Below are 13,416 nucleotides of genomic sequence, written 5' to 3'. Positions count from 1 at the left end.
GATAGTAGGCCGAGCCCGCGCGTAGGGTGCTGGGCATGCGCCTGCTCGCCCTGCTCGACGGCACCATCGCCGACCCCGACGCCCCGCACGTGCGCGTGGACGACCTCGGCCTGACCCGCGGCGACGGCGTGTTCGAGACGGTGCTCGTGGTCGACGGCAGGCCGCGCGAGCTGGCCGCGCACCTGGACCGGCTGCTGCGCTCGGCGGCCATGCTGGACCTGGCCGTGCCCGGGCGCGCGGAGCTGGAGCGGCTGTTCGCCGCGGTCGTGGCCGCGTGGCCGGAGCCGGGCGAGGTGGCCGTCAAGCTGGTCTGCACCCGCGGCGCGGAGTTCGGCGACGGCTCGCCGACGGTGTTCGCGCTGGCGTTCTCCATCGAGGCCCGCACGATCGAGCGGCGGCTGCGGGGCGTGTCGGTCGTGGTGCTCGACCGCGGCTTCGACCCGGAGGTCGTCGAGCGGGCGCCGTGGCTGCTGCTGGGCGCCAAGACCCTCTCCTACGCGGTCAACATGGCCGCCCAGCGGCACGCCGAGCGGCTGGGCGCGGACGAGGTGGTCTTCCGCGCCGCCGACGGCTCGGTGCTGGAGGGCCCGACCTCGACGGTGGTCGTCGCCGAGGGCCGCACGCTGCGGACCCCGCCAGCGGCCAGCGGCATCCTGCCCGGCACGACCCAGGCCGCGCTGTTCCGCGCCGCCGAGCGCGCGGGCTGGGCCACGAAGGTCGAGCCGGTGCGGGCGGCCGAGCTGGCCGCGGCCGACGGGGTGTTCCTGGTGTCGAGCATCCGCAAGATCGTGCGCGTGCGCTCCATCGACGGGGTGGAGCTGCCCGACGCGAGCGCCCTGTGGGCCGAGCTGAACGCGCTCTACGAGGCCGAGTACGCCTGAAGCCGCACCCGCGTGCCGGGCCGGGCCTGGGCCAGCGCGGGCAGGTGCTCGGGCGCGACGACGGCGATCACCGGGTAGCCGCCGGTCGTGGGGTGGTCGGCCAGGAAGACCACCGGGCGGCCGTCCGCTGGCACCTGCACCGCCCCGGTGACCACGCCCTCGCTGGGCAGCTCCCGCCCCGCGTGCTCCGGGGTGCGCGCCAGCGCCGGGCCGAGCAGCCGCAGCCCGACCCGGTTGCTCTCCGGCGACACCGCCCACTCGGCCGCGGCGAGCTGGCCCGCCGCGTCGGCGAACCAGTCGTCGCGCGGGCCGAGCAGGACCGGGACGGCCAGCCGCCCGCCGACCGCCACGGGGACGACCACATCCGCCCCGCGCGGGCAGCCGGTCACCGGGCCCAGCGGCAGCACGTCGCCCGCCCGCAGCGGGGCCGGGCCGATGCCGGAGAGCACGTCGGTCGAGCGCGAGCCCAGCTGGGCGGGCACCGCGAGCCCGCCGGAGACGGCCAGGTAGCCGCGCAGGCCCGACCGCGGCGCGCCCAGCGCGACCTCCTGGCCCGCCCGCAGGTGCAGCGGCGCGTGCGAGTCCGCGGCGCGGCCGTCCACCGCCACCGGGGCCGACGGGCCGGTCACCGCGACCGTGCAGGACGCCTCCGCCCGCAGCCGCAGCCCGCCCATGAGGCACTCCACCCCCGCCGCCGTCTCGGGGTTGCCCACCAGCCGGTTGGCCAGCCGCAGCGACGGGGCGTCCAGCGCGCCGGACGGCGGCACGCCCAGGTGCGCCCGGCCCGGCCTGCCCAGGTCCTGGACCAGGGCCAGCGGGCCGGTCGCCAGCACGGTCACGGCGCGCACGCGACCGCCTCGAACCGCACGCGCAGACCGGGGGACAGCAGGGCGGGCGGGTCGCGGTCGGCGTCGAACAGCGCGGGCGCGCCGGGGGCGAGCCTGCCCAGCAGCCGCCAGCCGCCCGGCGACGGGCGCGGGTAGACGCCGGTGAACTCCCCCGCCACGCCGACCGCGCCGGCCGGGACGCGGGTGCGGGGCGAGTCGAGGCGGGCCTGCCGCAGCGGGGCGGGCAGGCCGGTGAGGTAGCCGAAGCCGGGGGCGAAGCCGGTGAACGCCACGGCGTACTCGGCCCCGGTGTGCAGCGCGACCGCCTCGGCCACGCCGACCCCGGCGGTCTCGGCCACCAGCGCCAGGTCGGGGCCGTCGTAGATGGTCGGCAGGACCACGGTGTCGCCTGCGGCGGGCGGCGGTGCGGCCAGGTCGGCCGCGCGCAGCACGTCGGCCAGGTCGCGGGGGACTTCGGCGGCGAAGGTGACCAGCACCGTGCGCGCGGCGGGGACGACGTCCACCGCGCCGGGGAGCCCGGCCAGCACGGCCCGCGCGGCGGCGACCTCGGCCAGGGAGCCCAGCTCGACCAGGGCCGCCAGCGGGCCGCAGCGCCGCAGCCGCACTAGCCGACGACGCGGCGCAGGTACGCCGAGGTGTGCGGCTGCATCGGCTGGCCGACCATCGCGCGCTCCTCGACGTAGGCGAGGTCGCCGTTGTTCACCAGCCCGTACAGCCGCTTGGCCGCGTTGACCTCCTTGGCGGTGGCCGTGCGCCCCACCAGGTCGGTGGCCAGCTCCCAGGAGGTGGAGTTGCGGGGCTTGCCGTAGAAGATCTCCACGATGCCGGTGGCGTGGGTGAGCAGCAGCTCGATGGTGTCGTCGGCGCCGATGCGCCACCAGCCGACCTCGCGCGCGGCCGGGCGGATCACCGCGCCGTCGTCGTCGAGCAGCCAGGTGCGCGACTCGTAGGCCAGGAAGGGGCGGCCGTCGTGGGCGAAGGTGAGCTGCTGGCCGAACTTCACCGGGCCGTCGATGGTGGGGTAGACGACCTCGCCGTCGCCGCGCCACACGCCGACCAGGGGCAGCAGGCCCAGCAGGCCGTCGTGCAGGGCGGGGCCCTCGCGCAGGTTCGCGGTGTCGGCCGGGATCGGCAGGTCGTCGAACTGCGGCAGGTTGCGGTGGCGGGTGCGCTCGGCGCGCTCGGCGGCGGCCTGGATCGCCGCGTCGCCGCTCCCCGGGACGGGCTCGGTCATCCGCGCTGGTCGTTGAACAGCCGGTACACGACGTACGCGGCGAACCAGGCGGTGGCCAGGCCCATCAGCACCAGCAGGCCGGTGAAGAAGATTTCCACGAACGCAGAGGATAGTCCCCGGGCGCGCGGGCGGCCGGTCGGGCGTGGCGCAGAGCACGAGAGCCCCCGGGGCGTCCCCGGGGGCTCTCGAAGGGTGGTGCTGGGGTGCGGTCAGGCGACCGCGATGGCGACCGGGTGCACGCCCGGGCCGTCGGCGGCCACGGTGGCCTCGCCCTTGCCGTCGCGGTGCAGCGCGCGGACGGTCCAGCTGCCCGGGGCCGCGTAGAACCGGAACACGCCCTCGGGGGAGGACACGACTTCGGCGGTGAACTCGCCGGAGGCGTCCAGCAGGCGCACGAACGCGCCGCCGACCGGCGCGCCCGCGCTGGTCACCGTCCCGTCGAGGACGATCTCCTTGCCCGGGTCGACGCCCGCCGGGAGGGCGGCGGTCTGCTCGGGGGCTCCGCAGGAACTCATCTGCCGTCCTCTCAGCTGCCGGTCTCGACGGGCACGCCCACGAGCGAGCCGTACTCGGTCCACGAACCGTCGTAGTTCTTCACGTCCTGGTAGCCCAGCAGCTCGCGCAGGACGAACCAGGTGTGCGAGGAGCGCTCGCCGATGCGGCAGTAGGCGATGGTCGCCTTGCCCTCGTCGAGGCCCGCGCCCTTGTAGAGCTCGCGCAGCTCGTCGTCGGAGCGGAACGTGCCGTCCTCGTTGGCCGCCTTGCTCCACGGCACGTTGATCGCGCTGGGGATGTGGCCCTTGACCTGGGCCTGCTCCTGCGGCAGGTGCGCGGGGGCGGCCAGCTTGCCGGAGAACTCGTCGGGCGAGCGCACGTCGACGAGGTTCTTCGCGCCGATGGCGTCGACGATCTCGTCGCGGAAGGCGCGCAGCGACTTGTCCTGCGGCTTGGCGGTGTAGGTGGTCTCCGGGCGGTTGGGCACCTCGGTGTCCAGCGGGCGCCCGTCGAGCTCCCACTTCTTGCGGCCGCCGTCGAGCAGCTTGACGTCCTGGTGGCCGTAGAGCTTGAAGTACCAGTAGGCGTAGGCGGCGAACCAGTTGTTGTTGCCGCCGTAGAGGATCACGGTGTCGTCGTTGCCGATGCCGCGCGCGGACAGCAGCTTCTCGAAGCCCGCCTGGTCCACGAAGTCGCGGCGGACCGGGTCCTGCAGGTCCTTCTTCCAGTCGACCTTGACCGCGCCGGGGATGTGGCCCGCGTCGTAGGCGCTGGCGTCCTCATCGACCTCGACGAACACCACCCCGGGCGCGGTGAGGTTCTCCTCTGCCCACGCGGCAGAAACAAGCACGTCTTCGCGGCTCATCGGGCGGTTCCCACTTCCTTGGTAGAGAGACGGTTGATCAACAGGTGGAGCTGGCAGCCGAGGCAGAAGCCGAAGGCGGCGTTGAGGAAGGCGGCGGCCAGCGCCAGGGCGGTGGCCGCCATGCCGAGCGCGGGCGCGCCCAGCGCGTAGCCGAGGGTGCCGACCGCGGCGAGCGCGCCGCCCACGGCCTGGGCGAAGCGCAGCGGCGCGGGGTCGGCGCGCTCGTCGGTCGGCGCCAGGCGCGGCGCGACGAGCAGCCGGAACAGCGGCGCCCACGGCGAGCAGCCCGGCCCGAAGGCCGCGGCCGCGGCGAACGCGGCGGTCTGCGCCGCCAGCAGCGGCCACCAGCCGGAGACCAGCACGCCCACCAGCACCGCGCTGGTCGCCCACGCGGTGAAGCGCGGACCGCGCGGGTCGACGCCTGGGGACATTCGGGGGACCTCCTGAACCGGGGGACGTGCTACGCGGGCGGTGTCAGGCCGCCAGGGCGCGCGGTCCCCGACAAAGGCTGCTGTCGACGCGGCAGAAGTCCACCGCGCGACGCCTGGTCAGGTACTTGGTCACGGCGGCGAGCCTACCGCCGTTCCTCGGGCTGGGAACGGCCCGTCCACGTACTGGGACGTTCCTGTTGGTGCTGGTGGGACCGCTCAGGCGGGCAGCCGCCCGCGCAGAGCGGCGAGCAGTTCGTCGCGGCGGGGCACGCCGTGCACGCGCAGCACCTCCGCGCCCGCCGGGTCGACGGCGACGGTGGTGGGGGTGCGCAGCACGGCCATGCGCCGGGCCAGCTCGGGGCGGTCGGTGAGGTCGATGTCGGCGTGGGCGAGCCCCGGGGTGCGCCCGGCGAGGTCGGCCAGCAGCACCCGGGTGTGGCGGCAGGGCGCGCAGAAGGCCGTGGAGAACTGCACCAGGGTGATCGCGGCGGCCGGGTCGAGCGCGGCCAGCACCTCGGCGGGCGCCTGCGGCCCGGTCCGCGCCGCCCGCACCCGGCCCGCGCGGGCCCTGATCAGCAGCCCGGCGGCCGTGGCCGCGGCCAGCGCGCCCAGCGCGACGACGAGGCCGGTCACTGCTGGCCCAGCACGATGTCCTTCGCCGTGCCCTGCACCGCGAGCACGCCCGCCTCGACCTTCACCTCGGTCGGGGTGACGGCGAAGGGCAGCTCGCCCGGGTCCAGCTCGACGGCGAACAGCGGCAGCACCTTGCGTTGGATGGCCACGGGCAGCTCGGCGCTGCTGATCTTGTTCTTCAGCTCCAGCCGCTTGGGCTGCACCGCGATGCCGCCGTTGTTCAGCGCGATCAGCGAGAACACGCACAGCTCGGTGCCCTGCCCGGCCACGTCGACCGTGCCGCACAGCTTGACGCCCGCGGTCTTGCCCGCCCGGTCGGCGATCTCGGCCTCGGATGCGGTGACCTCGGCGTCGGGGTCCTCGACGAGCTCCTCGGCGGCCGGGGCGATCGTCAGGTTGGTGATCGAGGCCAGCACCGGCTGGGCGTTGGCCTGGATGGCCCGGTTGACGTCGGTGGCCTTCACCCGCAGCTGGCCGCGCACCTCGCGCACCGGCACCCCGTCGAGCGTGCCGCCGATGACGTCGGACAGCGGGGCCTGCACCCCGCGCAGCTCGGCGTGCACCTCCACGTCGCGCAGGGTGTTGACCGGCACGCCCTGGGCGTCGACGGTCACCGACTCGTACTCCCCGGAGAACGCCTGCAGCAGGAAGGAGAACCCGCCGATCTTGACCGCCGGGTGGTCGCGCAGGTTGAACTGCTGCTGGGCCTGCTTGGACACCTCGTGCTCGACGATGGCCGCCGCGCCGAAGTCGGCGGCCACCAGCAGACCGCCCAGCACGACCAGGGTCACCGCGGTCCGGCGCAGCGCCTTGGACCGGCGCCGCTTGGGGGTGGCCCGGGGTGCGGGGTTGGTCATCGTGGTCATCCGCCGTCCTCATGGTCGCCACCGGTCCGCGTCCAGGGTAGTCAGGCCCGGCCCGGCAGGCGGAACGACGTCGGGAGGCCCTGTTACCCGACATTCACAAACCGCTTCCCGGAGGCCGCCGGACGCCCGGGCGCAGTCGGTGCCGACTGGGCGTTAACGCCGCTGTAACACAGCCCATACCCGCAGGTAGGCGGGGTTTCGCGGCTGTGACAGAGGCTTCACGCGGGCGACAACCGCCGTGTCCGCGGTTTATCCTCCTGGGCATCGCCAATGCCGATCCCAGCCGGGAACCGCACCCCAACGACGCGGAGCGGGCGCTCAACGTCAGGAGGCGCCGATGAGCCTGGACCTGCTGCTGCTCACCGCGGACCCGGAGCCGGGGTCGGTGCTCCCCTCGCTGATGCTGCTCCCGCACTCCGTGCGCACCCAGGCCCCCGAGGTCACCGCGCTGCTGGACGCGGGCTCCCGGGACGCGGTCATCGTGGACGCGCGCACCGACCTCGCCGCGGCCAAGGGCCTGTGCAGGCTGCTGACCAGCGGCGGCGACAGCGCCCCGGTGATCGCCGTGGTCAACGAGGGCGGCCTGGTCGCCATCACCGCCGACTGGCGCATCGACGAGATCCTGCTGCCCGGCGCGGGCCCGGCCGAGGTCGACGCCCGGCTGCGGCTGCTCGGCTCGCGCGGGCAGGCAGGCGGCGGCGCGGACGGCGCGCTGCGCCTCGGCGAGCTGGTCATCGACGAGGCCACCTACGCCGCCCGGCTGCGCGGGCGCCCGCTCGACCTCACCTACAAGGAGTTCGAGCTGCTGAAGTACCTGGCCCAGCACGCAGGCCGCGTGTTCACCCGCGCCCAGCTGCTCCAGGAGGTCTGGGGCTACGACTTCTTCGGCGGCACCCGGACCGTGGACGTGCACGTGCGGCGGCTGCGCGCCAAGCTCGGCGCCGAGCACGAGCAGCTGATCGGCACCGTGCGCAACGTCGGCTACAAGTTCGTGCAGCCGCCCAAGGGCGGGCAGCGCCGGGAGGCCGAGGAGCGCGCCTACGCGCGGTAGGTTCGGTGGGGTGGACCTGACCTGGCACGACGAGATCGACCCCGCCCTGCTCCGGGAGTTCCTGGCCGCGGTCGCCGCCGCGGACGGCCGCCCCGACCTCGACCCCGGCGGCGCGCTGCCGCCGGAGCTGCGCGGGGGGCGGCACCTGGTCGCCGCCGACGGCGACCGGCTGGCAGGCTACGGCCACCTCGACACCGGCGGCGACGCCTTCGGCAGGCAGGTCGCCGAGGTCTACGTGCGCCCGCAGGACCGCGGCCGCGGCCTGGGCACCGCGCTGGTCGCCGAGATCCGCGCCACCGCCCCCGCCGACGTGCGGTTCTGGTCCCACGGCGACCACCCGGCCGCGGCGCGCATCGCCGAGCGGCAGGGCCTGGCGCGGGTGCGGGAGCTGTGGCAGATGCGGCTGGACTTCGCCGAGCCCCTGCCCGAGCCGGTGTGGCCGCAGGGCGTGTCGGTGCGCACCTTCGTGCAGGGGCAGGACGAGGAGGCCGTCGTGGCGGTCAACAAGCGCGCCTTCGACTGGCACCCGGAGCAGGGCGCGCTGACCGCGGCCGACGTCGCGGCCACCGAGGCCGAGCCCTGGTTCGACGCCGACGGGTTCTTCCTGGCCGTCGACGCCGCGGGCGCGGTGGTCGGCTTCCACTGGACCAAGGTGCACCCCGACGGCACCGGCGAGGTGTACGTGGTGGGGGTGGACCCGGCGGCGCAGGGCGGCGGGCTGGGCCGGGCGCTGACCCTGGCCGGGCTGGCCCACCTGCGGCGGCAGGGGCGACGCTCGGTGATCCTCTACGTCGAGTCCGACAACGCCCCCGCGGTGGCGGTGTACCGGCGGCTCGGATTCACCCGTTCGGCCGCTGACATCCAGTACGCCGCCGTCCCGCCGAATGGCGCATAGCCGGTCACGCTCGGCGAACGCGCAGGTCACGGCCAGGACACGGGAACGGCCCGGAAACGTCGGCCCGGTCACATGAGCTGCCTTGTTCATCCCCCGTTCACCTCTACAGGGGTGTTCGTCCACCACTGCTGCTTAGCGTCCGGGACGACGGCGCACAGAGCGTGACGCCGCGCCAATCGGCGATGCTCCTGCTGGAGGAACACCAGTGAAGATCAAGCGGTACGCCAACGTGCTCGGCATGGTGGCGGCAGGCGCACTGGCGCTGTCCGCCTGCGGCTCCGACACCAACGCCCCGCAGGGGGCCGGGCAGAACTCCGGCGCCCCCGCCCCGACCGGCACCGCCGCCGTCGAGTGCGGCGGCAAGCAGGCGCTGACCGCCGAGGGCTCCTCAGCGCAGAAGGGCGCGATGGACGCCTTCATCGCCGCCTACAGCCAGGCGTGCGCCGGCCAGCAGCTGGCCTACACCCCGTCCGGCTCTGGCAACGGCGTCAAGCAGTTCATCGCCGCCCAGGTCGACATCGGCGGCAGCGACTCGGCCCTCAAGGCGGACAAGGGCGAGGTCGAGAAGGCCGCCGAGCGCTGCGCGGGCAACCCGGCGTGGAACCTGCCGCTGGTCTTCGGCCCGATCGCGGTCGTGCACAAGGTCGAGGGCGTCACCGACCTCGCGCTCAACGGCGAGGTGCTGGCCAAGATCTTCTCCGGCGGCATCACCAAGTGGAACGACCCGGCCATCGCGGCGCTGAACAGCGGCGCCGCGCTGCCCGCGACCGACATCACCGTGGTCTACCGGGCCGACGAGTCGGGCACCACCGACAACTTCCAGAAGTACCTGGGCGCGGCGGGCAAGGGCGCTTGGACCAAGGACGACGGCAAGACCTTCAACGGCGGCGTGGGCCAGGGCGCGCAGGGCTCCGCGGGCGTGGCCGAGGCCGTCGCCGCGGGCAACGGCGCCATCGGCTACGTCGAGTGGTCCTACGCCCAGGACAAGAACCTGGCGATGGCCAAGATCGACAGCGGCTCCGGCCCGGTCGAGCTGACCGCCGAGTCCGGCGGCAAGGCCATCGACGCGGCCAAGATCGCAGGCGAGGGCAACGACCTGCGCCTGGACCTGGAGGACCTCTACGCCAGCAACACCCCCGGCGCGTACCCGCTGGTGCTGGCCACCTACGAGATCGTCTGCTCCAAGGGCTACGACGCAGACACCGCCAAGGCGGTCAAGGCGTTCCTGACGACGGCGGCCACCACCGGGCAGGCCAGCTTGGTCGACGCGGGCTACCTGCCGCTGCCGCAGGAGTTCCAGACCAAGCTGCTCAACGCCGTCAAGGCGATCGCCTGACCGCGATGGCAGACTGCCAGCACGGATAATCCGGCACGCCCCGCGCACCCAGATCGGGTGCCGGGGCGGTTCGGCGTCCACCACCTCGACGGAGGCGACGATTACATCCACCGAGCACACCCCGACCGTCACCCGCCCGGGTGACCGCATCTTCAAGGCGCTGACCGTCGGCTCCGGCGGGTTCGTCGTCATCATGATCGCGCTGATCGGCGTGTTCCTGCTGATCCAGGCGATCCCGTCGCTCGCGCAGAACAACGCCAGCTTCCTGTTCAGCCGCAGCTGGAACGCCAGCGACCCGGAGAACCTGGCCTTCGGCGTCCTCGACCTGCTGCTGGTCACCGTGTTCAGCTCGGTCTTCGCGCTGGTGATCGCCATGCCGGTCGCGCTGGGCATCGCGCTGTTCCTCACCCAGTACGCCCCGCGCAACCTGGCCCGGCCCTTCGCCTACCTGGTCGACCTGCTGGCCGCGGTGCCCTCGATCATCTACGGCCTGTGGGGCGCCTACGTGCTGGCGCCCGCGCTGGCGCCGATCAGCCAGTGGCTCAACACCAACCTCGGCTGGATCCCGATCTTCGCCGAGGGCAACACCAGCGTGGTGATCGGCCAGACGATCTTCACCGCGGGCATCGTCCTGGCGGTCATGGTGCTGCCGATCATCACCGCCATCACCCGCGAGGTGTTCGACCGCACCCCCACCATGCACATCGAGGGCGCGCTGGCGCTGGGCGCGACCAAGTGGGAGGTCGTGCGCACCACCGTCCTGCCGTTCGGCCGCGCGGGCTACGTCAGCGCGTCCATGCTCGGCCTGGGCCGCGCGCTCGGCGAGACCATCGCCGTCATGATCATCCTGGCCTCCACCGCGGACGTCTTCGGCTGGTCGCTGTTCGACGGCGGCGACACGATCGCCTCCAAGATCGCCCGCGCCGCCCCCGAGTTCAACGACCCGCGCGGGGCGGGGGCCTACATCGCCGCCGGTCTCGTGCTGTTCGTCCTGACGTTCGTGGTCAACGCGATCGCCCGCTCCATCGTCGCCGGGCACAAGGAGTACGAATGACGGCCACGACCGACCTGGACCGGCCCGCGGCCCCGCCCGCCTTCCAGGAGATCAGCACCGGGCGCCGGATGAAGAACCGGGTCGCGGCGACGCTGATCGTCGGCACCTTCCTGCTGGCGCTCGCCCCGCTGATCTGGGTGCTCGTCACCGTCGTGGTGAAGGGCCTGCAGCACGTCCTGAGCCCGGACTGGTGGACCCACTCGCTGGCCGGGCTGACCTCCCGGCAGTTCGGCGGCGGGGTCTACCACGCCATCTACGGCACCCTCGTCCAAGGGCTCATCTGCGCCGTCATCGCCGTGCCCATCGCCATCCTGGTTGCGGTGTACCTGGTGGAGTACGGGCGCGGCAGCAGGCTCTCCCGCGCGGTGACCTTCACCGTCGACATCCTCTCCGGCGTGCCGTCCATCGTGGCCGCGCTGTTCATCTACGCCCTGTGGATCACCACCCTCGGCCTGCCGCGCAGCGCGTTCGCCGTGTCGCTGGCCCTGGTGCTGCTGATGATCCCGGTCGTGGTGCGCACCACCGAGGAGCTGCTCAAGATCGTCCCCGACGAGCTGCGCGAGGCGGCCTACGCGCTGGGCATCCCCAAGTGGAAGACCATCGTCAAGATCGTCATCCCGACGGCGCTGTCGGGCATCATCACCGGCATCAGCCTGGCCATCGCCCGCGTCATGGGCGAGACCGCGCCGGTGCTGATCCTGGTCGGCTACACCTCGTTCATCAACTACGACCCGTTCGCGGGCAACATGGCCTCGCTGCCGCTGCTGATGAACTCCGAGCGGCTGACCATCAACGAGGTCGGCGAGGCCCGGGTGTGGGGCGCCGCGGTCACCCTCATCCTCATCATCACCGTGTTCAACCTGCTGGGATCGCTGATCTCGCGGATGACGTCCCTGAAGACCAAGTGAGCGGGTAACGATGGCCAAGCGCATCGAAGTCAAGGACCTGAACCTGTACTACGGCAAGTTCCACGCCGTCGACGGCGTGTCGCTGACCGTGCCCCCGCGCAGCGTCACCGCGTTCATCGGCCCGTCCGGCTGCGGCAAGTCCACCGTGCTGCGCTCGCTGAACCGCATGCACGAGGTGATCCCGGGCGCCCGCGCCGAGGGCAACGTCATGCTCGACGGCGAGGACATCTACGCCAGCTCGGTCGACCCGGTGTCGGTGCGGCGCACCATCGGCATGGTGTTCCAGCGGCCCAACCCGTTCCCCACCATGTCGATCCGCGACAACGTCGTCGCCGGGCTGAAGCTGGCCGGGGAGAAGGACAAGCGCAAGCTCGACGACATCGCCGAGCGCGCGCTGCGCGGGGCCAACCTGTGGACCGAGGTCAAGGACCGGCTCAACCGCCCCGGCGGCGGCCTCTCCGGCGGCCAGCAGCAGCGCCTGTGCATCGCCAGGGCGATCGCCGTGCAGCCGGACGTGCTGCTGATGGACGAGCCCTGCTCGGCCCTCGACCCGATCTCCACGCTGGCGATCGAGGACCTGATCCAGGTCCTCAAGCAGGATTACACGATCGTGATCGTCACCCACAACATGCAGCAGGCCGCCCGCGTCAGCGACCAGACCGCCTTCTTCAACCTCGCGGGCGTCGGCCAGCCCGGCCGCCTGGTCGAGATCGACGACACCGAGCGGATCTTCTCCAACCCGGCCCAGAAGGCCACCGAGGACTACATCTCGGGCCGCTTCGGCTGAACCGCCTTCCACGCCGACAGGCCCCCGACTACTCCGGTCGGGGGCCTGTTCGCACTGCCCGGGAACTGGCAACCGAACACCCCGCGTCTCACCCGCGACGACCACCCTGGGTGATTGGTACGGTGCGCAGAGGGGTCGGACCCGACTCGGAGGTCAACGATGTATGTCGACGACGCAGGCGGCGCGCGCATCGGCACCACGATCGGCAAGTCCATGGCGGGCTTCGCCGCCACCGCCCAGGCAGGCGGCTTCGCCGTCAGCGAGGAAGGCGGCGAAGCCCTCCTCAAAGCCATCTACGAAATGGCCGACTGGGTTGACGACCAGGCCATGAACCTGCAGTTCCTCGAACAGGCGCCGCCGCTGGGCAGCAGCAACAACGCCCAGACCATGAAGCCCTACCTGCGGCAGGTCGCGTCCGACGAGCACGGCCTGATCACCCAGCTCCGCCAGTTCCGGGAGGCGTTGCGGCAGGCGGAGCAGGGGATCAAGCAGGCGATGGCCAACTACCAGCAGACCGAGAAGCAGAACGCGGACAGCCTCCGCTGACCACCGCTGCCGAAAGGGTGCCCTGATCGTGCGGAAGTCGCTGTTGGCCATCGCTGCCGCCACCGCGGCGCTGGCCGTCGCCTGCTCCACCACCACCCCCGGCGACCCCGTGCGCCAGCCCGCCTCCGGGGACACCGGTTCGGGAAACCAGAACCAGCCCACCACGGCCGAGCAGGCAGGGGATTCCCCCCTCGCCGCCATCGACCCGTGCGACCTGCTCACCGCGTCGGGTCGGTCGGCGATGGAGGTCACGGGCGAGGCGCAGGACCGGGAGCAGGGTGGGGCGAGGTACTGCCAGTGGCGGGTCCGCAAGGGCAGCGTCGCCGACAGCTACACGATCGCCGTCGGGGTGTGGGAGCGCGTCGGCGTCGGCCAAGCGGTGTCCGACCGCGCCCTGCGCCCGCTTCAGGTCAACTCGCGCGAGGCCGTCGAAGGGGTCGGGGTCGGCGGTGCGTCGTGCTTCGTCGCGTTGGCGGTGACGGAGACGTCGCGGGTGGATGCGGCTGTGGTGGGGGATGACGGGGAGAAGTTGTGCCCGGTGGCGTTGGAACTGGCCCAGCTCGTGGAGCCCGAGTTGCCGTAGGGA

At 73.1% G+C, this 13,416-nt stretch carries 17 protein-coding genes; 9 read left to right on the top strand and 8 right to left on the bottom strand.

The window, feature by feature from the left end; translation table 11 throughout:
- The first annotated feature begins 35 nt into the window (after positions 1-35).
- Positions 36-881: an aminodeoxychorismate lyase gene (locus ACWEPX_RS07880; protein WP_451896331.1), complete on the top strand. Its 846-nt coding sequence runs from the start codon at positions 36-38 to the stop codon at positions 879-881.
- On the opposite strand, the gene ACWEPX_RS07875 is transcribed toward ACWEPX_RS07880, so the two are convergent.
- The 8 genes from ACWEPX_RS07875 to ACWEPX_RS07840 all read right to left on the bottom strand — a co-directional run bounded on the left by ACWEPX_RS07875 (position 860) and on the right by ACWEPX_RS07840 (position 6,253).
- Positions 860-1,729: a 5-oxoprolinase subunit C family protein gene (locus ACWEPX_RS07875; RefSeq protein ID WP_451896330.1), complete on the bottom strand. Its 870-nt coding sequence runs from the start codon at positions 1,727-1,729 to the stop codon at positions 860-862. The genes ACWEPX_RS07880 and ACWEPX_RS07875 overlap by 22 nt on opposite strands.
- Positions 1,717-2,334, bottom strand: coding sequence for a 5-oxoprolinase subunit B family protein (locus tag ACWEPX_RS07870; protein WP_451896329.1), 618 nt, complete (start codon positions 2,332-2,334; stop codon positions 1,717-1,719). The genes ACWEPX_RS07875 and ACWEPX_RS07870 overlap by 13 nt, the downstream gene beginning before the upstream one ends.
- Entirely contained in the window at positions 2,334-2,963 is a 630-nt protein-coding gene (locus tag ACWEPX_RS07865) for an FABP family protein (protein WP_451896328.1), read from the bottom strand. Before ACWEPX_RS07865 ends, ACWEPX_RS07870 begins: the two co-directional genes overlap by 1 nt.
- A gap of 209 nt (positions 2,964-3,172) precedes the next feature.
- Complete coding sequence (locus ACWEPX_RS07860) at positions 3,173-3,478, bottom strand: DUF1416 domain-containing protein (RefSeq protein ID WP_451896327.1); 306 nt, start codon at positions 3,476-3,478, stop codon at positions 3,173-3,175.
- A gap of 11 nt (positions 3,479-3,489) precedes the next feature.
- The gene (locus ACWEPX_RS07855; protein WP_451896326.1) at positions 3,490-4,323 is read right to left on the bottom strand and encodes a sulfurtransferase; all 834 of its coding nucleotides are present in this window, start codon (positions 4,321-4,323) and stop codon (positions 3,490-3,492) included.
- Complete coding sequence (locus ACWEPX_RS07850; RefSeq protein ID WP_451896325.1) at positions 4,320-4,754, bottom strand: DUF4395 domain-containing protein; 435 nt, start codon at positions 4,752-4,754, stop codon at positions 4,320-4,322. Before ACWEPX_RS07850 ends, ACWEPX_RS07855 begins: the two co-directional genes overlap by 4 nt.
- A gap of 216 nt (positions 4,755-4,970) precedes the next feature.
- On the bottom strand, positions 4,971-5,387 hold the full coding sequence (locus ACWEPX_RS07845) for a TlpA family protein disulfide reductase (RefSeq protein WP_451896324.1): 417 nt from the start codon (positions 5,385-5,387) through the stop codon (positions 4,971-4,973).
- A complete protein-coding gene (locus ACWEPX_RS07840; protein ID WP_451896323.1) occupies positions 5,384-6,253 on the bottom strand; it encodes an LmeA family phospholipid-binding protein in 870 nt (289 codons plus the stop codon). Before ACWEPX_RS07840 ends, ACWEPX_RS07845 begins: the two co-directional genes overlap by 4 nt.
- A gap of 337 nt (positions 6,254-6,590) precedes the next feature.
- Between ACWEPX_RS07840 and ACWEPX_RS07835 the strand changes: the two genes are divergently transcribed.
- From ACWEPX_RS07835 to ACWEPX_RS07800, 8 genes are all read left to right on the top strand, one after another.
- A complete protein-coding gene (locus ACWEPX_RS07835; protein ID WP_451896322.1) occupies positions 6,591-7,304 on the top strand; it encodes a winged helix-turn-helix domain-containing protein in 714 nt (237 codons plus the stop codon).
- 10 nt (positions 7,305-7,314) lie between these two features.
- Complete coding sequence (mshD, locus tag ACWEPX_RS07830; protein WP_451896321.1) at positions 7,315-8,199, top strand: mycothiol synthase; 885 nt, start codon at positions 7,315-7,317, stop codon at positions 8,197-8,199.
- Between the two features lie 205 nt (positions 8,200-8,404).
- Complete coding sequence (pstS, locus tag ACWEPX_RS07825) at positions 8,405-9,535, top strand: phosphate ABC transporter substrate-binding protein PstS (protein WP_451896320.1); 1,131 nt, start codon at positions 8,405-8,407, stop codon at positions 9,533-9,535.
- Between the two features lie 100 nt (positions 9,536-9,635).
- Complete coding sequence (gene pstC, locus ACWEPX_RS07820; RefSeq protein ID WP_451896533.1) at positions 9,636-10,589, top strand: phosphate ABC transporter permease subunit PstC; 954 nt, start codon at positions 9,636-9,638, stop codon at positions 10,587-10,589.
- Positions 10,586-11,497: a phosphate ABC transporter permease PstA gene (gene pstA, locus ACWEPX_RS07815; protein ID WP_451896319.1), complete on the top strand. Its 912-nt coding sequence runs from the start codon at positions 10,586-10,588 to the stop codon at positions 11,495-11,497. The genes pstC and pstA overlap by 4 nt, the downstream gene beginning before the upstream one ends.
- Positions 11,498-11,507: 10 nt before the next feature.
- Entirely contained in the window at positions 11,508-12,284 is a 777-nt protein-coding gene (pstB, locus tag ACWEPX_RS07810; RefSeq protein WP_451896318.1) for a phosphate ABC transporter ATP-binding protein PstB, read from the top strand.
- Between the two features lie 159 nt (positions 12,285-12,443).
- Positions 12,444-12,830 (top strand): hypothetical protein, encoded by a 387-nt coding sequence (locus tag ACWEPX_RS07805; protein WP_451896317.1) that lies wholly within the window; start codon positions 12,444-12,446, stop codon positions 12,828-12,830.
- Positions 12,831-12,858: 28 nt separating this feature from the next.
- Positions 12,859-13,413: a DUF3558 family protein gene (locus ACWEPX_RS07800; RefSeq protein ID WP_451896316.1), complete on the top strand. Its 555-nt coding sequence runs from the start codon at positions 12,859-12,861 to the stop codon at positions 13,411-13,413.
- Positions 13,414-13,416: the final 3 nt, after the last annotated feature.

The organism is Actinokineospora sp. NPDC004072 (genome assembly GCF_053604195.1).
This window is presented reverse-complemented; position numbering and strand designations above follow the sequence as displayed.